This is a genomic window from Gardnerella lacydonensis (assembly GCF_048545055.1).
GTDB lineage: Bacteria > Actinomycetota > Actinomycetes > Actinomycetales > Bifidobacteriaceae > Bifidobacterium > Bifidobacterium vaginale_C.
In genome coordinates, this window is sequence record NZ_JBKQXT010000003.1 from 270,888 (window position 1) to 292,747 (window position 21,860).

Consider the following 21,860-nt stretch of genomic DNA (forward strand, 5'->3'; position numbering starts at 1 on the left):
GCTGACGGTTGGTTAGATTTCGACGGTTTGAGTGAGTGTTCCATAGTTAAGTTATGTGGAGGAATAATGGCAAAGATTATTGCCTATGAAGAAGATGCCCGTCAGGGTATGCTTGCTGGTCTTGATAAGCTTGCAAATACAGTAAAGGTGACTCTTGGTCCAAAGGGTCGTAACGTTGTTCTTGATAAGTCTTACGGCGCCCCAACCATCACTAATGATGGCGTTTCAATCGCTAAGGAGATCGATCTTGAAGATCCGTACGAGCGTATTGGCGCCGAATTGGTAAAGGAAGTTGCTAAGAAGACTGACGACGTTGCAGGTGACGGCACTACAACCGCTACTGTGTTGGCTCAATCTTTGGTGCACGAAGGCTTAAAGAATGTTGTTGCTGGTAGCAACCCAATCGCTCTTCGTCGCGGAATTGAAAAGGCTTCAGAAGCAATTGTTAAGGAATTGCTCGCATCTGCTAAGGATGTTGAAACCAAGGATCAGATTGCAGCTACTGCAACTATTTCTGCAGCAGATCCTGAAGTTGGCGAAAAGATTGCTGAAGCTTTGGATAAGGTTGGCCAAGACGGTGTTGTTACCGTTGAAGACAACAACAAGTTTGGTCTTGATTTGGACTTCACTGAAGGTATGCGTTTTGATAAGGGTTATATTTCCCCTTACTTCGTCACTAATGCAGAAGATCAGACTGCTGTTCTTGAAGATCCATACATTTTGCTCACTTCTGGCAAGGTTTCTAGCCAGCAGGACATTGTTCATGTTGCTGAACTTGTTATGAAGTCTGGTAAGCCATTGCTTATTATTGCTGAAGATGTTGATGGCGAAGCATTGCCAACTCTTGTTCTTAACAAGATTCGCGGTACTTTCAACACTGTTGCAGTAAAGGCTCCAGGATTTGGCGATCGCCGTAAGGCAATGCTTCAGGATATGGCTATTTTGACTGGTGCACAGGTTGTTTCTGACGACCTTGGCTTGAAGCTCGATTCTATCGACGCTTCTGTGTTTGGCCATGCTGCAAAGGTTATTGTTTCTAAGGATGAAACAACTATCGTTTCTGGCGCTGGCTCTAAGGAAGATGTTGAGGCTCGTGTTGCTCAGATTCGCGCCGAAATTGAGAACACTGATTCCGATTACGATCGCGAAAAGCTTCAGGAGCGTCTTGCTAAGCTCGCTGGCGGCGTTGCTGTTATTAAGGTTGGTGCTGCTACGGAAGTTGAGGCTAAGGAACGTAAGCATCGCATTGAAGATGCAGTTCGTAATGCTAAGGCTGCAATTGAGGAAGGCTTGCTTCCAGGTGGTGGCGTTGCTCTTGTTCAGGCTGCTGCTAAGGTTGAGAAGTCTGCTGATATTGTTGCTCTTAGTGGAGAAGAAGCCACGGGTGCTGCAATTGTGTTCCGTGCTGTAGAAGCTCCAATCAAGCAGATTGCTCAGAATTCCGGCGTTTCTGGAGACGTTGTACTCAACAAGGTCCGTGAGCTTCCAGAAGGCGAAGGCTTCAATGCTGCAACTAATACTTATGAAGATTTGTTGGCTGCAGGCGTTACCGACCCAGTTAAAGTAACTCGTTCTGCTCTACAGAATGCTGCTTCTATCGCTGGCTTGTTCTTAACTACAGAAGCTGTGGTTGCTAATAAGCCTGAGAAGCCAGCTGCTGCACCACAGGCTGGCGCAGAGATGGGCTACTAAATAAAAGTTAGACGTATTGCTTAGCTTTTAGCTAGTTGTTATATGTGAGCGGTGAGTTGTTATAAAATACAAGTCATCGCTCACGTTTTTTATTTATTATATTGTTTAATTATTTTGTTTATCCCATTGCAAACAAAGATGTAGCTTGCGCTTCTGTATCCATGTAAATGTTAGAAGCATTTTGCATAGCGAGTTGAATGGATTGCAATGATTGTTCCATTTGCTGGTGTGCTGCACGCCATTGCCCAGCTGTTGATGCAAATTGTGTAGCTGCAGGACCAGTCCATACACTTTGCAATTGTTGGAGATTTGCGTACATTCCATTTGTGGCGTCTCGAATCGCATTAATCGAAGATGCAACTGCTGCAGCAGATTGCTGAATTTGTTCTGAATCAACTCTAAATTGTGTCATTTTTTCTCCTCATTTAGTGTAGTTAATTTTCTTATGGTTATTCATTTAGTTTTTGCCGTGCAAACTTATCTTTTGTATAAATTAAATTTATTTTTTTAACTTTTGTTTTGCATAAATTGCTCTATTTTGCGCTTGTTTCTTGTAATCTAAAAACACGGTATTATGAATATATGCCGTCTAGAAAGTTTATAAAAGATTTTTTTATCAATGTGGTTAAAGGCTTATCTGCTTTTGTAATTATTGTATTTTTGAGCGAAAGTGTTTTGTTTCCAACAACAGCTTTTGCTAATGATGGATTATCAAAAGCGGATTCTCAGAATAAAAGCACTAAAAATTTGGGTATTGTGGCAACGGATTCTATTACGGATACAGAAAATCTTCTTGGAGATTCTGTTACAAAAGTTTCAGATATGATTTCAATAACCAAAAAACAAACAGGTGTATCGGTTAAATTACTTTATTTATCTAATTTTACTGGAAATAAAAATCCGTCAAAATGGGCTAGCGATTTACTTACAAGCACTAATCCAGATCGTAATACTGTTCTTCTTGCTGTTGCTACTCATGATGGAAAGCTTGTAGTGGCAGTTTCATCTAATTCTGATGAATGGCTTAAAAGAAAAACAACCGTGGATTTGCTTTCTGATGCGGCGTATCGTCCTCTTATTAGTTCTCAAGGTGCTGATTGGTCTCAATCTGCAATCATGCTTATGAAGCAGATTGCTCGGTCTAAGAAAACTTCTGTAACTTCCAGAACAAGTGTAGTTTCAACAATCGTTATGGTTGTTATTATTGTTGCTTTGTTTGTTCTTGTTGCACTTATTTTGTGGAGAAGAAACTATATTCTAAAACAAGTATCACTAGGGTTGAGAAGAGCTAAGAGACGCCATGCGGCGCGTAAATAAATCGATTTTTTTCAGGAAACACTCAGGAAACATTCAGTTTTATAAGTGATGCTAATCAGTATGGGTAAGAATGTAGAAGCATCTATTGTTGTGGTCGATGACGAACCTTCAATTCGTGAGCTTTTGGTAGCATCGCTACACTTTGCAGGATTTGATGTAGAAACAGCAGCTTCTGGTTCAGAAGCTATTGATGTTATTGAGCGTGTACATCCAGACCTTATTGTTATGGACGTTATGCTCCCAGATATAGACGGATTTACGGTTACAAGGCGAATTCGCCAGAATGGTATTGCTGTTCCTGTGTTATTCCTTACTGCTAGAGACGACACTCAGGATAAGATTATGGGTCTTACTGTTGGTGGCGACGATTATGTTACAAAGCCTTTTAGTCTAGAAGAAGTAGTTGCGAGAATTCGTGCAATATTGCGTAGAACTCAAGATCCAGATGAAGATACTCCTGTTGTGCGCGTTGCTGATTTGGAAATTAATGAGGATTCGCATGATGTTTCCAGATCTGGTGTTCCAATTGAATTAAGTCCTACGGAGTATAAGCTGCTTCATTATTTGATGGACAATGAAGGTAGAGTATTGTCTAAGAGTCAGATTCTCAATCATGTTTGGCAATATGATTGGGGTGGAGATGCGGCAATCGTAGAATCCTATATTTCTTATCTTCGTAAAAAGATCGATGGTATTGAAATTAAAAATGAGGATGGAAGCTTAAAGAAGGTTGTTCCTCTTATTGAAACAAAGCGTGGTATTGGCTATATGATTCGCGTTCCGAAAGCAGGTCAAGCCTGATTATGCGTGAGAGCAAATCTGTGGATGGTTCGCTTTACAATAATGGTTCCAAAACATCTGGTTCTGATAACAGCGGATTAAATCAGTCCGAAGTTAGTGCTGATCGAAATGTTAAAGCCGAATTGGTGACTTATTCTGGTGATAATCCTAAAAAAACCAAGAATAAATCTAAGTCCAAATGGTTGCGGAGGCATATTGATGCTATACCGTTGAGTACTCGTTTGGTGGCGTGTACTTTGGTTGTTCTTACAATTGCTGCATTTTGTATTTCTCTTTCTATTAGGCAATTAGTTGGCAGTTATCTGTTGGATAAAACCGATGCTCAGCTTACAGATCAGGCTCAGCTCATTTACGACAATATAGATTTACTTCGTAGTAAGGATTCTGGAGAACAGGCTGCAGGTCCTAATGATTATTTCTTGCAGATTAGAGACACTAATAACAAGATTATTACTACACCTTTGATTCCAAAACTTAAAGGTGATGTTGTTTCTATGCCAACTCTTCCAGAAGATGGCGAAATTAATAATGTTGTTGTAAGACGTAGGCCTTTTACTGCTCCAGCGCGAGTGCATGGAGATGTAAAAAGCATTGATGAAACAACTGCAAAAGCTGCGGAATCTCCTTGGCGAGTTCTTGTTCTTACATGGGGTCAGCGAAGCGGATATAATTCCGAAATGCATGTTAGAGGGTATGTTTATATAGCTCTTTCTTTAAGTGACCAATTAGATACTGTTAATACGCTTACACGCTATTGTGTGATGGTTAGTATAACAGTTATCCTTCTTGGTGCTGTTTTAGCCGCTCTTATTATTCAATCTACTCTTGTTCCACTAAAGAGAATAGAAAAAACTGCGTCGAAGATTGCTTCTGGAGATTTAAGTAGGCGAGTACCTTCCGCCCCAGAAAACACGGAGGTTGGATCTTTAGCTGCTTCGTTGAACTCTATGCTTTCTAAGATTGAACAAGGATTTAACGACCAGGAAGCAATGACTGAGAAAATGAAACAATTTGTTTCTGATGCAAGTCATGAACTCCGTACTCCATTAGCTGCTATTCATGGATACGCTGAATTGTATTACATGTGGAGAGGTGTGCCTGGTCAGCAAGAAAAAGCTGATGATTCTATTGCTCATATTAAGGCTTCTAGTGAAAGAATGACGGAACTTGTAGAAGATTTGCTTTCGCTGGCGCGATTTGACGAGGGTAGAGGAATAAATGTTTCTCAGACAGTTAAAGTAACTCCTATTCTTTCTGATGCGGCAAATGATTTGAGAGCGTTAGATCCAGTTCGAGTTATTCAGCAAGGCACTTTGCATTTAGCTGATGACTGGAAGTTGATGAATTGCTCTAAGCCAACAAATTGCAGTCTTGATAGAAAGTTTATTTTTACTCCAGGTGAGTTACCTAAAGTCACTTTAAAGGGTGACGGAGCTAGATTGCGACAAGTTCTTACAAATATTGTTGGAAACATTCATCGATATACTCCAAGCGATTCTCCAGTAGAGATAGGTATGGGTGTTCTCAAGGCTTCTATTACTCCTGAAGCTCTTCAAAAAATGGGATCTGTATCTCGTTCATTGAAAGACTTTTTGGAAGCTGCGGAAGTGAGCCAATCTACTGGAACAGGCAGCTCATTTGTGGTTATTCGCGTGGTAGATCATGGGCCTGGCGTACCTGAAGAATCTTTATCTCACATATTTGAGCGATTCTATATTGCAGATCCATCTCGCGCTAGAGAAAAGGGTGGTACTGGCTTAGGTATGTCTATTGCTCAGTCTGTTGTTAAAGCTCATCGTGGTTTTATATGTGCTACTACGTCTTGTGCATCTAGGACCAGCAGCGATCAGCTTATTGATGATACAATGGCAGGAAGCGAGTCGTCTGAATCTAAGCCTCATGGTTTAACTCTTACGGTTGTGTTGCCGAATGTGATATTTGACGATGAGAATAATAAGAAGGCTAAGAATACAGATACTTCTAGCATGGTTACCGATAATAATATTGTAAAAATCGATAATAGTTTAAATTATTAATTATTTTATTTATAATTTTGCTTGTTTTGACATGTTTTTTCGGATAATTTATTGCTTATAGTTTTTGTTTTAGATTGTTCGGGATTCATGCGCTACAATTGATAAAGCGTGAGCCGAGTGAATGTTATGTGGATTATAGTAGAATATGATGATTCGCATAGAATTTAATGAATTCGAGTGAGGTGTGTTATGCCCAACGGGCGTGTTCGTTGGTACGATTCTAAAAAAGGATATGGCTTTATATGCGATGAGGATGGCAAAGATGTATTCTTACCATCTTCTGCGCTGCCAGAATCAGTGAAAGAGCTGCGTAAAGGTACGCGTGTTGAATTCTCTGTTGTTGAAGGTCGTAAAGGGCCACAGGCAATGGGTCTCACTGTTGTGGCTTCTGCGCCTTCGCTGGTAAAAGCCACAAGACCAAAAGCTGAAGATATGGCTGCAATAGTAGAAGACCTTATTAAGCTTTTGGATTCTGCAGGCAATGGTTTACGACGTCGTCATTATCCGTCTACTGCTGAGAGTAAGAAACTTGCGCATTTGTTGCGTGCTGTAGCAGACAATTTTGACGTGCAGGACTGATATTTAACAGGATTTTTTATGGCAGATGAAGTAATTAATCCTCAGGAGCTTGCATATAGTATTGCTGTGGAAACTTCAGAGCGTGAAAACGCTGTTGGAGATTTCGTAAGTGCTACAGATCTTGGTAGTGATGTTACCGATTTTAGATTTGTTTGCAATATGCCTGGGTATGAAGGTTGGCAGTGGTCAGTAACGCTGTACCACGATGCTGATGTTGATCGTTGGACAGTTAATGAGTCAACTCTTGCCCCAACTGAGGATTCTTTACTACCTCCACCTTGGATTCCTTGGAAAGATAGACTTAAGCCAACGGATCTTTCGGTTATGGACTCTATTGGTACAGCCGAAGATGATGAAAGGCTTGAATCTGGAGTTAATCCAGAAGATTTAGATTATAAAAAATCTAAAGCAAATGTTTCTGAAGATTCTGTAGAAACTGAATGTTCTGAATCGGAAAAGTCGCCAGCAACCGAACAGGATGGCGAAACAGAGCAAAATAATGAATCTAAAGAAGATAATGAGTCTAAAGAATCTCAAGAAGATTTTGAAGAAGCAGTTGAGACTTTTAGATTAACTCGTAAGAGGGTTATGACTGCTGAGGCAATAGCTCAAACGGCGAAGCGATGGTATTCGGGACAACATGGTCCTAAATCGCTTTCTACTAAAATTGCGGATGGTAAAGCGTGTTCATCCTGCGGATTTATGATTCCGTTAGCTGGCAGCTTAGGAAACATGTTTGGAGTTTGCGCAAATATGTGGAGCCCAGACGATGGGAGAGTGGTGGCATTAGATCACGGGTGTGGAGAGCATTCCGAAATAGAGCCACCAGAGCCTTCACAACTTTGGATTCAATCGGCTCCAGCTTATGACGATTATCATATTGAGATAGCTCCTCAAGCCCCTAGAGACGAGAGAGCAGATGTAGAGCTTATCGAAGAAGCGATTGAAGATAGTAAGGAAAATCGTAAAAAACATCGCAGGTTGATAATTGAAGACGAGTCTGACGAGTTCAGTGACAATAGCGACAATAGCGAAAATAGCGATTCTGCAGAAATTGATTCAATTGATAGAAGTAATAATAAAGATAATAAAGCTAATGAAGATATTGAATCAGAAGATTTTGCAGATAGCACTGATAATTCTGATGATGTTGATAAGAGTGATGTTTCGGATGATGCAGATAGCGCAGATTATGCAGAATCTGGCGATGACTCGGATTCTGCAGATGACTCTGGTTCTATAGACAATTCTGAAGATTTAAATAAGTCGTCATTAACCAATGAGTAACACTAAATGAGTAACACTAAAAATAGTGTTAGAGTCATGGCAACTCGTTACCATAGAACGAAGGATAAGAACGGAAGGCAATTATGTTTGAACGGTTCACTGACCGCGCTCGGCGTGTGATTGTGCTAGCTCAGGAAGAAGCGCGCTCTCTTCAGCATAACTATATTGGTACCGAGCATATTCTCTTAGGTCTTATTAGAGAAGGCGAAGGAATAGCAGCAAAAGCTTTAAACGCCAAAGGCGTAGAATTAGACAATACTCGTAAACAAATAAAAGAAATGATTGGCACTGGTACTGTCTCGCCTAGTGGACACATACCTTTTACTCCGCATGCTAAACAAGTGCTTGAGCTTAGTTTGCGTGAAGCATTGCAATTGGGGCACAGCTATATTGGTACCGAGCATATTCTCTTAGGTCTTATTAGAGAAGGCGAAGGTGTTGGAACGCAGGTGCTTATTAAGATGGAGGTCGATTTAGGAGACCTTCGTAGCACTGCAATGGATTTGATTCGAGGAAATTCTGGATTACCAGAAGACGGTCAGAAAGGTGATCTGGCTAATGCGGGAGGAGTGCAGGATAAGAGGAATCAGTCTGGTTCTGCGCTGCTAGATCAGTTCGGAAGGAATCTTACTACAGAAGCTGAGCAAGGGAAGCTTGATCCTGTTATTGGTCGTTCAAAAGAGATTGAGCGCGTTATGGTTGTGCTTTCTCGCAGAACTAAGAATAATCCTGTTCTTATAGGTGAACCTGGTGTTGGTAAAACAGCTGTTGTGGAAGGTCTTGCACAGAAGATTGTTGCTGGAGATGTGCCAGAAACGTTAAAGGGCAAGCAGGTTTATTCTCTTGACTTGGGCTCGATGGTTGCTGGATCTCGTTATCGTGGCGATTTTGAAGAGCGCTTAAAGAAGGTGCTTAAAGAAATTAAGACTCGTGGAGATATAGTTCTATTTATCGATGAGATTCATACTATTGTTGGTGCTGGGTCTGCAGATGGTGCTTTGGGTGCTTCTGACATGCTTAAACCTATGCTTGCGCGTGGTGAGCTACAGACGATTGGTGCTACAACTACCGATGAGTATAGAAAGTATATTGAAAAGGATGCGGCTTTGGAACGAAGATTCCAGCCTATTCAAGTTCAAGAGCCTTCTATTGCAGAGACAATTGAGATTCTGAAAGGTTTGCGTGCGCGCTACGAGAATCATCATCACGTAACCATTACTGATGCTGCTTTGCAGTCTGCAGCCGAAATGTCTGCTCGCTATATTCAAGATAGGAATTTGCCAGATAAAGCGATTGATCTTATTGATGAAGCTGGAGCTCGCCTACGTATTAAGCGATTGACAGAGCCACCAGAGCTTAAGGAACTTGATTCTAAGATTTCTAAACTTTCAGAAAAGAAAGATGAAGCTATTAAGAATCAGGACTTTGAGAAGGCTGCCGACTTGCGAGATGAGCAGGAAAAGCTTGAGGAAGAACGTAAGAATAAAGAGCAGGCTTGGCGTGAGGGCGAGTCTAATGTGAATATGGTTGTAGACGAGGATGTTATTGCATCTGTTGTTTCTAATACAACTGGTATTCCTGTTGTTAAGCTAACTCAAGCGGAATCCAAAAAGTTGCTCGGTATGGAAGCGGAGCTTCATAAGCGTATTATTGGTCAAGATGAGGCTGTTTCTGCACTTTCTCGTTCTATTCGTCGTGCGCGAGTAGGATTGAAAGATCCAAAGCGTCCTTCTGGATCGTTTATTTTCGCTGGTCCTACAGGAGTTGGTAAGACAGAGCTTGCTAAAACCTTGGCTCAATTCCTGTTCGACGATGATGATGCTTTGATTCGTGTTGATATGTCGGAGTTTGCGGAAAAGTATGCGGCTTCTCGTCTTTTCGGTGCTCCTCCAGGATATGTTGGCTACGAGGAGGGTGGCGAGCTTACGGAGAAGGTTCGTAGAAAGCCATTCTCGGTGGTGCTTTTTGACGAAATTGAAAAGGCTCATCCAGATATTTTCAACACTTTGTTGCAAGTGTTAGACGACGGTCATTTAACAGATGGCCAAGGAAGAAAAGTTGATTTTAAGAACACGATTATTATCTTGACTACAAATCTTGGTACTCGCGATATTGCTAAGTCAGCGAATACTGGTTTTAGTCTTGGTAATAATGCGGATGCATCTTACCAGAGGATGAAGGATCAGGTTAATTCGGAATTGAAGCGTCAGTTCCGTCCAGAGTTCCTAAACCGTTTGGATGATACGATTGTGTTCCGTCAGCTTACTGAGCCAGAGGTTCGTCAGATTGTTGATTTGGACGTTAAGCGTTTGAATGATCGTCTGTTTGAACGCCATATGACTTTGGAGCTTACAGATGCAGCTAAGAATCTTCTTGCGCAAAAGGGCTTTGACCCTCTTCTTGGAGCAAGACCGTTGCGCAGAGTTATTCAGCGTGATATTGAGGATGCTATAAGTGAGAAGATTTTGCTTGGCGACTTAACAGATGGCGAGCGCGTTGAAGTTGATGCGGAAGGCGAAGGTTTGCTGGGGGAGTTTATTTTCCGCGGCATAAAGTTTGATGTTGAGTCTTGATTTTGAGTTCTAACTAGTGAAAATATTCTAAATAACAAAAATCCCGGTGTGTAAATCTCATCGGGATTTTTGCGTTTTATTTCCCAAATGTCAATCAGATTTGAGTGTTAATTTTGTAGATAGTCGACTGAATCTTTAATAGTTACTCGCTCTTGGTTTATAACCTTCAAATTGTTTCTAAAAGATATTAGAAGATTCACAATTTAATTGTGTATTGCTTTGTAAACGTAAATATGCTAGAGCGGCACGCAAAACTTGTGACTCTTTTATAACAGCAATCACACTTCCTATAGTGATGCGAGCTTGTTGTACATGCGAGCATATATAAATTTTGATATTTTTACAAATTTTATGACTATGTTGTTGCAGTCATAATTTTTAAATATAATAAGGATAAGTCTATCTGATTATTCTTCTCACGTCTAGAGTGTTGTGTTGATGTCAAATGGATTAGGTGGGTGCAAATGTGTCCTTGTGTAGCAAGGCTTAGCGAGAGCTATCGTTAAAAGGTTTAGCGTATGGCGGCTTTAGGCTGGGTTCTCGCGGTTTTTGAGTGTGATTTTGCTGTTTGAGGAAACATGTCGACGCTCTGGGGTCGAGTGCACAGGATGTTAACGTTAAAAAGTGCACCCACTTTGCACCCAGCTGGTGAAGTGGAGTTATGTGATTATGAGACAAAAAACAAGGTAAAATTTATTTGAAGTTATCTTATCTTGTTTTACATTGTTGAGTCGTTTTATATCTTGTGGACAAACACTTCTGGCATATTCAAAATCATATTTTGAGCCTCGTTTCTAACACTAATATTAGGGCACTCTAAAAGAGTTCTTTTTAGTTTACACTGACCATTTTCCGCATTTATTAAATATTCTTTGTGGTGCTTGAGATAAGTTGCTGTTTCGCGACTAAATCCGATTCTCTGCAGCATAATAGTTTCAGCGTTAGTTGTTCCATACTCAACATATTCGTACCAGTCGTTAGAGAAAGAAGTTACTTTATGTATTCTTTTATATTCATTAGAAAACTTTAAGAAGTAGTTCGATAGACTGAAAAGTATTATATTATCGATTACTTCAAGGGTGTCAGCAAAAAGAATATTGCGAAATTCTATCGTATCTTGGTATGTAGCTGTTTGAGTTTTACTAATCCAAAAGTTATCCGGGTGTTCTCGATGATATTCAATGCCTTTATTTATGATATTGTTTAGTCCGAATCCGGAAATCCACTGCATTAGTAGCACACCATACCAGCTTAATTTTTTATGTTCTCCGTTAGTTACTTTTCCTAATGTAGAAAATTCATATTGCTCCCAATTAAATATGGTACATAATTGTTCGAGGAACTTCATTATATCATCGTAATGAAAGTGACCATCACTTCGTTGCGGATATTGTAGACCATTTATTATTGCTTTAGAAAGTGCAACTGTCTGATCATAAGAAATATTAATATCATCATCCGGTATAAAACCATTTTCGTTCAGTTTAGATTTTATGCTTTTTTCGTCTGTAGGAGTTAACAAGTCAGAAAATGACTGACGCACGAAACTATTGTTATTTGTAACGATGTCTTTCGCTAGAATCAGACCAAACTTTCTAGTTAGCTCATATGATTCTTCACTTTGACTATCGCTTCTTTTCTCAATTGCAACGCTTCCAGATTTAAGCGTATTAATGATATATTTTCTTTCTGGGTTTGTAAGAATACCAGCCCCAGCTTCTATAGATAGAGATTGCGGCGGAACGTCAGTTTTTAACATATCTACGTATTCCGATGATTCGCTTTTGTCGTCGGCTTCTGTAACAAATATGACGTTGCCATAAAGATTATATTCAATTCTTCCTACTCGGCCTATAAGATTTTTAAAGTCCACAGGTGTCATTTTACGAGTAAATACTTTTTTAGTAGTTATGAATAGGTTATCAGCTGGAAGGTTTACGCCTTCGAGAAGTGTACTGGTACAGAATAATGTCGTAATTTTACCAGCACGAAATAGATCTTCAATTCTCATACGAATTGAAGAAGGCAAATATCCAATATGATAGGCAATGCCTTTTTTGATGATGTCAGCTAGATAATAATCCTTGTGTACTGATGTAGCAATGTCATTAGACAAAGCATTAAGATCTTTATCATTTAAGTCATTTAATCTATCAGCAAAATTTTTAGCAGTATAAACAGCTTTACTTTTAGAATTGAAATAAACGATAGTTTGATGATGATTAGGAATATCACTGGATCTATTTTGGGATTCAATTACATATAGGAAATCTTCAAGTTGTATATTTCCTGATTTGACACCCGATACTTCGATAAGATTCTTGGAATGCTGATTATAAACAGACATTTTCTTGTTTTTAAGATCAAGCAAAAACTTAATCTGTGTTACAGGAGAAAATGATGTTTTTAATGCCGATACATTTCCTTCACTTATATCGGTTAAAAGGTGTAAATATACTTCTGGATTAGGTATATTAGGTGATGCAAAGATAAACTTTGGTGGGCATTTACGTTTCCTAAGCATATCGACTACTTTATAATAAAAAGGAGCCCTGCCATTTTTAGCAGAGAGCTTATGCGCTTCGTCTATAAATAGATAATCAATTTTAAGGTTTGGATGAGCGATGAGCATATATAAGAGACGTTCAGGCGTTAATACATAAACAAAATCATGTTTTCCTTCTAAGGCAATGTCCGTGGAGGCAGTTATTACTTTATAGTTTTTCTTCCTTAACAGGTCATTCAAATCTTCTCGTATTATTTTTTGAGACACCTCGTTAATTAAGGCCTTAGTTGGTACAATGATAGCAAAATTTTTATGGCTTTCGTTAGTTATCTGTTCCTTTATAAACATTCTCATCAGAAATGACTTACCCATTGATGTTGGTGCGGAATAGCTAAAATATTCATCATTAAGATGGTCATATGCTTGTTTTTGAGCAGAGAAAAAATGCATATTTTCTTGGGTAGGAATACGTAGGTAGGACTTTTTGTATTCTTGAAATAATCTACTTAAAATAAAAGGATCCTCAAAATCAGTGTTCAAAATGCTAATGCCACGTGTATTGTCAGTATTTGAAAATACTGAGCCACCAAATGCTTTAATGTTTTTATTATCAGGAAATAAGAAATTTAGCAGCACGATAATCTCTTGTGCCCACATTTTATGTTCTTCATATTTTGTTGCATGATTTGATTTTGAGAGTAAATCGGCAAATCGTAAAAGGTCATGGACTTCGGTGCTATTTAGCAAGTTGTCAATGGGCAGGCTTAGCGTTTTTTGTGCGTAAGAAAGCAATGCTTTTTCATATAACTTATTTAGATATTCGTTTTCACTAATTGAATTAAATATTACTTTACCCAATTTAACTTTATCGTCGCTCATAGTAACACCTCACTTACATTAGCAAATCTTCCATTATTTCTTTTTTATCTTTTTCAGCATCGTTAAATGGGACGATATAAAAGTAAAAGGAGTGCGCACCAAGATTCATTTGTTTTATTTTATTTGCAATGTAAGATACGTGCTGCTTAATATCAGTTTGCATTTTTGCGTCCACAGCTTCAAGGAAATCCAAATTAGATCTGCTTTGAGGATTTAATCCCAAGGAATACCCAAGAAAGACGCCATAAGCTATGTCGTTAGCCATCTTAGTATTGGATGATGGAACCATGATATTCATTATTTTTTCCGCAGTTTCAGCATCAAATGACTCTTCAAAAATATGACTGTCTACAAGTATAGAATCCACTCTTTTTACATCATGCTCCACCTTCTCGATAGTAGTAAAAGCATGATCGATAGCAGAACGTATGTCCCCAGTAATGTCAGAAGAACCGAATACCGTTTGATAACAAGGGAATGACGTATTTTCTAGTGTTAGTAGGTGTACAGCATCGCTTGATTTGCCAAACGAAGTAGAAGAAGAGTTCAGCTCTACTTTACTGAATAACTTTGGTGCTCCGAGAATATCTTCCAAAAAAGCATAGAGTAAAATTTCTCCTAGCTCATTTCCTGTTCCTCTAACATCAGCTGCTCCGTTTTTCTTCATTACCCTTAGAGCTTGTATTCCAATTGAGCGTGGGTTAGATGACTGGCTTAATTTTTCTACTTGTGCTCTAGAAAATACATATTCGCTTACAATATTTATTAGATAGTTGCTTAAACTTGCAAAATTAAACAGGTTACTACTTACATTAAGGTGAAAGAGGCGAAGCTGTTCCGGATTTTCAAGTCCTAAGCTTTCGCTATGTTTTACTTCAGTAAATATAGAACTAAGGTTATTACCTTGATTTGAGTGATTTAGAATTGGACTCATCTTTCGCCTCCTTTCATCTTAATTCGAACTATAACTATTCGAATTTTCCATCGGTTTCAAAGATGTGAACTAGTTCTTCATCGGTCATAGTTTTAGATACTTTGTCACGCACAGAACTCATAGACATGTCGAGGCGCTTAAAACGCATCCTTCCTGCTGCGTCTTTGCTTTTTCTTATTAGTTCAATTCTTCCTAAACCTGAATTTTGCCGCGCATACTCAGCAAAACCTTTAGCTTTACCAAGATTATCGTTAAAAGCTGGATTATGTGGCTCGAGTACATCTATAACAATCCCGTAAGGCATACGAGAATCCTTACGAATAATTATGAAATCTGGATAAGTTGGTCTAATCTCACCATCCATTTCATAAGGTATGCATAACGACCAGTTGGCTTTAGGAGGATTTCTTAACCAACATACAAAGTCATCACGTTTTGATTCTTCTTCTAATACTCCCGATTCCCAATCATTTAATTTAATTTTTGCAAAACCATTTTCGTTTACATACAAGTGATCGGTATAGTCTTTCCCATATTCATCATGAGGTACTGTAATAGTTTTAGGCAATTGGAAATTATGCTTACTAATAGCATCACCATCTGAAACAATACCGTTATATTGTTTACGATATTCTTCAGAAAGTTTTGTAGTATATCTGCGACACTCATCATTCGTTTCATGGAAAGTATCTTTTGCATAAGAATTAAGGTTTGCCATGCATTCATCATTTGCAGCAAAAAGTATTACATTAATCTTCAAATTTGTTAATTCATTAATGTCATAAGATGAACTCAAATACTCAAATCCTATACCTTCATTACCAAGACGAGCTTCTGCAACTTTAAACTGTTTATCAATATCCTCATCCGTGCTAAACAGTGAATCTTGAATAGATTTTGAATTTATAGACTGTCCAAAAACGTCAAAAATTTTCGTAGATAGCTTAAACTCTTTTGCACTTACAACAAGAGAATCATATGATCCTTCTTCCTTAAGCCTTTGAATATAAGAATCAATCATACGAACAATGTCACTATGAACTTTTTTACTAACAGATTGATCCAAACCTGTTTGGCTTAAAAGACGCGCAAGGCTAAACAAAGATTTAAGATAATCGTTAATACGATTTTTTCTAACGTCATAAGTTAAAAGTCCAGAATCATTTATAGCTTTAACTATTTTTTCACGATTAAAATCAGTCACTTCAGACTGTTCTTGTTCGCGTATTACTACAGTAGGTTCTTGTTGAGCAAAATCGTCGAGTCGCGCAACTGGCAAACTAGATACAAACTCTTCATCTATATTAGATATTGCATTTTTTGCAATATCTTCAGAATTACTTGTAATATCGTTTACATTATCGCTTAACTCATTGCTTATCGCATCACTTACAGTATTACTCGAATGATTATAAATATGCTTTTGCTCCAAAATGTCGCTTTTCTCCACATTTTTATAAGCAGCATTTTGATATGCAACATCTTCAGATCTGTTATCGTCTTGCAATAAATCATTAAATGTAGGCTGATTTATTGAAGTATGATTTAGCTTACCGTTCTGATGCGTCACTGCTGAAGAATGGGAAATTGTTGTATTATCAGCATCACCGTGAGAAGCCACGCTATGGAAAATCGCACCATGAGAAGCTGCATCGAGAATAGACTTTCTTATTATCATGTTTTGCGTATACACAGATAACGTATCTAATTTCTTATTCTCTATAGATTCTCCATAAATATCCGTAGATATACTTCCACCCTCTGAAGATTGAAAAGCGTTAATAACATACTCTACCGTTTCTTTTTCAAAGAAAGGCAAATAAAGATGCACATCATTCAAAGTATCATCTACTAGTATGTGCATTTGCATAGGCGTTCTAACCATGCGACCTAAAAGTTGCGCAATATAAGTTGCATCTTTTGCACGCCTAAAGCTCATCATTGTTTCAGCTCTAGGACAATCCCAACCAGTTGAAAGATTTTCTTTGAAAAAGACAACCTTAATGTTCATATTGTCTTGTATTCGAGAAGGCTCTTCATAAGGAACTTCAAGACCTGCAATTTCTATAGAAGAATTCGTTTCTCCAAAAGTATGTACAACTTCTCCTCTTGAGAACTTAAAACCAGTGCATTCCTCAATTTTTCTTAAACACACATCAAGATCTGTTGAAGATATTTCCGATTGCGTACCATTTTCTACTTGCACAACAAATACAGGATTAACATAAGCATGATGTTGCTCACGACAATATTGCAACCAGTGATCCCACTTATTCTTCCAATCATTTGCCGCTGCTTGTAAAACAGCCATTGCTTTATTTACAGACGTTTCATCAGAATATGAAATAATGATGCGATCTTTAAGCAAGCCTGACGAGCGAACTTCATCTGGTTTTATAATCACTCTATAAATAGTCGAAGGTGTTCCTTCTACTAAAGTATTGAATCTTTCAGAAGTAGCAGACATTCCTATTACTAGAGGCATAGAATTTAAATCGTCTTCTTCGCTTCCCTTAATGAATTTTTGCATAATCGTTGTAGCTCTGCCTGCTTCTTTGCCTTGCATGCCTCTGTGAGCTTCATCGATTATAAAATAAAGTCGATCAGACTTCTCTTGAACAGTATTTCGCAAAGTTTCCCATATAGTAAACCTACGATTATCACCATTCTTTGTAAGGTTACTAGACTTACTAAGTTTTTGCGTATTCAAGAAGTAAATATGACCATCTTCTAATAATTCTTCATCAAAACTATCGTCTGAAACAGTTACGCATTGACCTATGCGAATTCTATCTGCTTTAGTGTCTATCTTTAGTTTCGATTGCTCATTAAGTTCAGGAGAATCGGAAAGCCACACAAAAATTGCATCTGTTTGCCCTGGGTAAATTTCATTACCAAAGAATACGCTTTCAATAAAAGATGCCATGATTATTGTTTTGCCAGCACCAGTCGGCGCAGTAAAAGATATAACTTGCGGAGTATGTATTCTTTGGTATGTGCCTAAAGCTTCAGATGCATAAACACGGAGATCTTTTAACGCTTTTTCTTGGAATGGGAATAATGATACCTTCATGGCTTACCTCCCCATATTTATATGGAAATTAATCAAATAATCGCTGTACAGCTGGTAGCTTTTTTCTATTTTAAGCTGATTCGACATCTCCCTATAGCCATTAGGGGAGTTTGTTACAATAAACACCTGTTTAATGCTAGTATCCGCATTAACTTTTGCCATAAACTCTGGGAAAGCATGCTCGTCAATCAGCACTGCAAAAGCGTTTTGTGGCAAAATCAGCATAGGAGGCAACGATTCTTCTTCGAGCTTAGGACATAAGCCAATACAACCTGTTTTCATCCAAAGAACAGGCAAGAGTTCTTTGAACTGTCTACCAAGCGCAACAGCGTTCTTATCTAAGAAGCCAAGCTTGAAAAATGCAGCATTCGCTTTGAAACCATCTGCCATTGCTCGTTCACTATCAAGATACGTGCCTTTAAGTGGATTACCATTTATGTCTTCGCCTTTAATTGAGCAAACAGTACGTGGCCACGTTACATAATGAGCAATACCAAGTCGCTCCCATTCTGGATCTCCGGGCTTGAAGCCGTCTTTTTTGAGCTTCTTGGATTCTTCATCTGAAACTTCATTATTGGTGACCATAATACAACGGCGATGTCCGCCATCTTCAGCATTGAGTAGGTTTACAGCGTGAAGCGTTGTACCAGATCCTGCGAAGAAGTCGAGGATGAGGGCGTTAGGTTTGTTGGCAACAAAGAAACGAATAGCGTCATGGACAGCGTAGAGAGATTTAGGGAAAGAGAACAATTTAGTTCCGAAAATTTTATTTAATAAATTAGAACCATTTCTTGACGCATCATGAGATGGTATTTGCCATGCCGTACCTGGGACAAAATTTGGAATATATGAATCCTCATTAACAATGATAGAGCCATCTGGATTATGGCCGATGATAGGGAATAATCCATCTTCTACTTTTTTCTGTTCACCTTTTTTCAAGTAATAAATTGTTGTGTTTTCAGCACGATAGCTTTTAATCTGTACATAGCCTTTTTGTAGAAGGTTTCGCAGCATTAAAAAGCTGACTTGCCACCTGCCTTCTTTACCGTCACTTCGAATTGGCCAAACTGCAACACAATCGTTTGGAATATCTATTTCACTTCTGTTGTTCCCAAAGTACGTTTCACCAATAGAATGAATAATTGATGTTTTATCATCAATTTTTTTAACAAATATTGGGTAAAACAAATTCGGAGAGTCTGTACGTAATACATCAGTTCCAGTACGTATTAGGGAATTCCAATGCAATTTACCTTTTACTGTTGTTTGAACAGCACCATTCCATTCTTTTTCTAGTTGTAATTTTTGAGGGCCAGCTTCACCTAAAAATACGAAGAATATGTATTCATCCGTGCGACCAAACTCTTTATCACGTGCAACTGCTGCTGGGTTTATAACACTACTCACCATCTGCATTCTTGCATCAGGGAACAGCTCTTCCAACAAGCATCCCAAATGCAAATACTCTTTTTCATCAATTGTCACAATCAACACAGAGTCAGCTGGATTAAGTAGCTTTTTAGCCAGTTTCAGACGTTTTTCCATCATAGAGAGCCATTTGCTATGACGGTACGCATCAGAAGAATCCACGTAATCGTTGTTATATTTCCAGTCCTTTGCTCCCGTGTTATAAGGTGGATCGATATATATGCAATCCACTTGACCTGCATAAAGGTATTCTAAAAGCTGAAGTGCGTGGTAGTTGTCTGCTTCAATGAGCGTATGCCAAAGACTGCTATCCGGCGCGTTTTCGATGCTATCAACCGGCTTTAAGTAAGGGTAAATTGCCTCACCAAATTCGGCAATAGATACAAGAGAATCAACGGTGAACTCTGCAGTCTCCTTCGTCTGAGTGTTCACACAAGTTGCTTGATTATCGTTTATAGCTTTAACGACATATATATCATTAATCTTTTTATCTTTAAGAGCTACTTTGCTGCCAACATGAACTGGAACATCATAGAGTGCAGTACATTCTGGCACATGATTCTCAAAAACAAGTCCAAATTTTTTCTGCTTAGACAGCTTATCAACTTCAGCTTTAATGCGCTCTCGCAGCTCAAGGTCATCTATTTTGTTAATTAGATCATTAATCGCTGCCATGGCCATCCCTTACTTTGAGCTTTACTCTATATTAACTTCCTTATACTGATAGATTTTACTTCTTTATTGGATTTTGCGCTTAACGTTAGAAAACTTTCATATTTCATTTACTTGATGCATATTATTTAATTACAAAAATTACTTTTATGCGTATATCGAAACTATTTCTGTTTGGGAAACAATTGTTTCCATCAGCATCTCGCATTTCAAAATGGCAATGGAAATCTCCTTCAGAACCGCGAGTTTCTATCTCGATCTCTTTTATAAAACGCTCATTAGGCTCAGTATTAGGAATATTTATTTCACGTTCTGCCTTTGGAATCGGACAGGATGTTCTTTCTTGTATGAAGACTAATTTTCGGTTAATCCATGGTACTGAACCAGAATTTAGAATATCAAATTTAGCTTTTACAGTTTTATATGTTTCGGCTTTTATACAATTTGTGCTCATATAGCAGCTAAACATGTCGCCTTTATATAATGGTTCATATTTATTAAAATCATAAGCTTCTTGCCCATCAGAAATTCTCTGATATTCGTTTAATACAATATCTTCTACTTCGGTATCAGTGCTTGTGAAAATTAGTTCATATTGACGAGCAATGGCTTGAGCTAAAAAGTTTTTACTGACGTTTATTGATTTAGGGAAACCAAAGGCTGCAGCAACATCATTGATTTTATCATCTAGCATGTTGTTATATAGGAACTTAACTAAGTTATCAAAATAAAAATTACCACGAACTGTTGCTTTCATTGCTTCAGTTAGTGGCTTAATACCGCTGCAAAGTTTCTTTTCATATTGATGATCTACAGATTGTACAGCTGTAAAAAAATTACTTCCAATTGACTTGAATAAGTCGAATACAAAAAGTCCCTGGCTTTTTATTTTAGGTTTGCAACTTTTCTGAATCACCTTGCTGCATTTAGAAAAGTTCATGAATACATCCTTAATACTAGTACCTTTTTATTCAAATTTAGTACCCAAAGTACCTTTTTGGTCTAATGCTAGTACCTTTTTTTCATATTATCCTCTAATCAAACAAATAGAAAGATGGTGAATGAGTGACCTATTGGCCAACAATATACATAAGAATCGAGGAGAATCGACGAAAACATGTACAAACGGTTATTAACTCACTCAATTTTACTCTACTGCAATATAGAAAGCGAGGTGATGAACATGCATAAGAACAGTAAGCAGACCTCGAAGCGAGTAGCTTCCAAGGCTAGCAAGGTGATGCGTGACGGACGCTATAGCAAGACAGCTAAGTCTGTAGCTGGTAGTGCTCTCGCACAGACAAAGAAAAGTGGAAAGTAACCACTCTAAAAAATCTAAGTAATTGCAGGTCTGATTATTCAATCAGGCCGCACCCATAAATATCACAAAGCCTGATTAGCTATAGGGCGATGAGATACAGCATAGAGCTTAACGGATTTATTCCGTGGGGTGCTATGTGAATTACCTCTATTTTCCTATGGCTATTTTCATGCCTTAAGAGCTGGTACTTCACAAAGTGCCAGCTCTTTTTGTATGCGTCTTCTCATCGCTCCAACTTGGGCTTATTCAGATGCTTACGAAGGATTAGTGAAACTATTGGACAGTAGTCCAAATTTTGATTACAAAAACTACTCCGTTCCAAAGGATGCTCCTATTTATAACGCAAGATATGATTATTAGTTAAAGGAAGCAATTAAAAACCAGATGCAACGTGCTAGCTGTGTTTTCATATTAGCTGGTATTTATTCTACATACAGTAAATGTATTAACATTGAAATTGAGATAGCACAAGAAATGGGAAAAAGATTATAGCTGTTGAACCTTGGGGCTCTGAAAAAACATCACGTGTCGTAAAAATGCTGCTGATGTAATAGTTAAGTGGAGAACTGATTCTATAATTTCCGCGATTAAAGGATAGTAATAGATTATTTGAAATTACTGTTCTAGCCAAGCGGCAGTGTCAAGAATTTTGTGTAAACTCCACTAGTTGTCAATCAAGCTATCAATCCAATAATATTTGCTTTTCTACGAAAAGCAAATATTATTGGATTTCGAATTTTTCGTGCAGGTCATAAGACG

General features: G+C 38.2%; 15 protein-coding genes. 9 read left to right on the forward strand and 6 right to left on the reverse strand.

Annotated features, from left to right (window positions below; genetic code table 11):
• Positions 1–66: 66 nt before the first annotated feature.
• A complete protein-coding gene (gene groL, locus ACJV45_RS04950) occupies positions 67–1,692 on the forward strand; it encodes a chaperonin GroEL (RefSeq protein ID WP_004115364.1) in 1,626 nt (541 codons plus the stop codon).
• A 118-nt stretch (positions 1,693–1,810) separates the two neighbouring features.
• Here the strand turns inward: groL and ACJV45_RS04955 are convergent, their stop codons facing one another.
• On the reverse strand, positions 1,811–2,104 hold the full coding sequence (locus ACJV45_RS04955; RefSeq protein ID WP_004121657.1) for a WXG100 family type VII secretion target: 294 nt from the start codon (positions 2,102–2,104) through the stop codon (positions 1,811–1,813).
• 170 nt (positions 2,105–2,274) lie between these two features.
• Here ACJV45_RS04955 and ACJV45_RS04960 point away from each other — a divergent pair, with 170 nt between their 5' ends.
• The 6 genes from ACJV45_RS04960 to ACJV45_RS04985 all read left to right on the forward strand — a co-directional run bounded on the left by ACJV45_RS04960 (position 2,275) and on the right by ACJV45_RS04985 (position 10,285).
• Complete coding sequence (locus tag ACJV45_RS04960) at positions 2,275–3,009, forward strand: TPM domain-containing protein (protein ID WP_004112647.1); 735 nt, start codon at positions 2,275–2,277, stop codon at positions 3,007–3,009.
• A gap of 60 nt (positions 3,010–3,069) precedes the next feature.
• Positions 3,070–3,810 (forward strand): response regulator transcription factor, encoded by a 741-nt coding sequence (locus ACJV45_RS04965; protein ID WP_032836567.1) that lies wholly within the window; start codon positions 3,070–3,072, stop codon positions 3,808–3,810.
• Between the two features lie 2 nt (positions 3,811–3,812).
• A complete protein-coding gene (locus tag ACJV45_RS04970; protein ID WP_419397772.1) occupies positions 3,813–5,846 on the forward strand; it encodes a sensor histidine kinase in 2,034 nt (677 codons plus the stop codon).
• Positions 5,847–6,035: 189 nt separating this feature from the next.
• A complete protein-coding gene (locus ACJV45_RS04975; protein WP_004112652.1) occupies positions 6,036–6,425 on the forward strand; it encodes a cold-shock protein in 390 nt (129 codons plus the stop codon).
• 18 nt (positions 6,426–6,443) lie between these two features.
• On the forward strand, positions 6,444–7,712 hold the full coding sequence (locus ACJV45_RS04980; RefSeq protein ID WP_419397773.1) for a DUF3027 domain-containing protein: 1,269 nt from the start codon (positions 6,444–6,446) through the stop codon (positions 7,710–7,712).
• Positions 7,713–7,795: 83 nt separating this feature from the next.
• A complete protein-coding gene (locus tag ACJV45_RS04985) occupies positions 7,796–10,285 on the forward strand; it encodes an ATP-dependent Clp protease ATP-binding subunit (RefSeq protein WP_004112655.1) in 2,490 nt (829 codons plus the stop codon).
• 736 nt (positions 10,286–11,021) lie between these two features.
• Here the strand turns inward: ACJV45_RS04985 and ACJV45_RS04990 are convergent.
• The 5 genes from ACJV45_RS04990 to ACJV45_RS05010 form a co-directional block, all read right to left on the reverse strand.
• The gene (locus ACJV45_RS04990; protein ID WP_419397774.1) at positions 11,022–13,670 is read right to left on the reverse strand and encodes a DEAD/DEAH box helicase; all 2,649 of its coding nucleotides are present in this window, start codon (positions 13,668–13,670) and stop codon (positions 11,022–11,024) included.
• 13 nt (positions 13,671–13,683) lie between these two features.
• Positions 13,684–14,604, reverse strand: coding sequence for a HamA C-terminal domain-containing protein (locus tag ACJV45_RS04995; protein WP_419397775.1), 921 nt, complete (start codon positions 14,602–14,604; stop codon positions 13,684–13,686).
• A 34-nt stretch (positions 14,605–14,638) separates the two neighbouring features.
• Positions 14,639–17,677 carry a DEAD/DEAH box helicase gene (locus ACJV45_RS05000; protein ID WP_419397776.1) on the reverse strand — a complete coding sequence of 1,013 codons (3,039 nt, stop codon included), beginning with the start codon at positions 17,675–17,677 and terminating at the stop codon, positions 14,639–14,641.
• A gap of 3 nt (positions 17,678–17,680) precedes the next feature.
• Complete coding sequence (locus tag ACJV45_RS05005; RefSeq protein ID WP_419397777.1) at positions 17,681–19,783, reverse strand: site-specific DNA-methyltransferase; 2,103 nt, start codon at positions 19,781–19,783, stop codon at positions 17,681–17,683.
• Between the two features lie 121 nt (positions 19,784–19,904).
• A complete protein-coding gene (locus ACJV45_RS05010) occupies positions 19,905–20,720 on the reverse strand; it encodes a hypothetical protein (protein WP_419397778.1) in 816 nt (271 codons plus the stop codon).
• Positions 20,721–20,963: 243 nt separating this feature from the next.
• On the opposite strand from ACJV45_RS05010, the gene ACJV45_RS05015 reads away from it, so the two are divergent.
• Entirely contained in the window at positions 20,964–21,101 is a 138-nt protein-coding gene (locus ACJV45_RS05015) for a hypothetical protein (protein WP_419397779.1), read from the forward strand.
• Positions 21,102–21,473: 372 nt separating this feature from the next.
• Positions 21,474–21,593, forward strand: coding sequence for a TIR domain-containing protein (locus tag ACJV45_RS05020; protein WP_419397785.1), 120 nt, complete (start codon positions 21,474–21,476; stop codon positions 21,591–21,593).
• The last annotated feature ends 267 nt before the right edge of the window (positions 21,594–21,860 follow it).

Bases quoted from the DNA above. Each gene is read 5' to 3' on its own strand.
- ACJV45_RS04965 (WP_032836567.1), top strand. From the start codon at position 3,070: ATGGGTAAGAATGTAGAAGCATCTATTGTTGTGGTCGATGACGAACCT.
- ACJV45_RS05000 (WP_419397776.1), bottom strand. From the start codon at position 17,677: ATGAAGGTATCATTATTCCCATTCCAAGAAAAAGCGTTAAAAGATCTC.
- ACJV45_RS04975 (WP_004112652.1), top strand. From the start codon at position 6,036: ATGCCCAACGGGCGTGTTCGTTGGTACGATTCTAAAAAAGGATATGGC.
- ACJV45_RS04970 (WP_419397772.1), top strand. From the start codon at position 3,813: ATGCGTGAGAGCAAATCTGTGGATGGTTCGCTTTACAATAATGGTTCC.
- ACJV45_RS05005 (WP_419397777.1), bottom strand. From the start codon at position 19,783: ATGGCAGCGATTAATGATCTAATTAACAAAATAGATGACCTTGAGCTG.
- ACJV45_RS05015 (WP_419397779.1), top strand. From the start codon at position 20,964: ATGCATAAGAACAGTAAGCAGACCTCGAAGCGAGTAGCTTCCAAGGCT.
- ACJV45_RS04960 (WP_004112647.1), top strand. From the start codon at position 2,275: ATGCCGTCTAGAAAGTTTATAAAAGATTTTTTTATCAATGTGGTTAAA.
- ACJV45_RS04980 (WP_419397773.1), top strand. From the start codon at position 6,444: ATGGCAGATGAAGTAATTAATCCTCAGGAGCTTGCATATAGTATTGCT.
- groL (WP_004115364.1), top strand. From the start codon at position 67: ATGGCAAAGATTATTGCCTATGAAGAAGATGCCCGTCAGGGTATGCTT.
- ACJV45_RS05010 (WP_419397778.1), bottom strand. From the start codon at position 20,720: ATGAACTTTTCTAAATGCAGCAAGGTGATTCAGAAAAGTTGCAAACCT.
- ACJV45_RS04990 (WP_419397774.1), bottom strand. From the start codon at position 13,670: ATGAGCGACGATAAAGTTAAATTGGGTAAAGTAATATTTAATTCAATT.
- ACJV45_RS04955 (WP_004121657.1), bottom strand. From the start codon at position 2,104: ATGACACAATTTAGAGTTGATTCAGAACAAATTCAGCAATCTGCTGCA.
- ACJV45_RS04995 (WP_419397775.1), bottom strand. From the start codon at position 14,604: ATGAGTCCAATTCTAAATCACTCAAATCAAGGTAATAACCTTAGTTCT.
- ACJV45_RS04985 (WP_004112655.1), top strand. From the start codon at position 7,796: ATGTTTGAACGGTTCACTGACCGCGCTCGGCGTGTGATTGTGCTAGCT.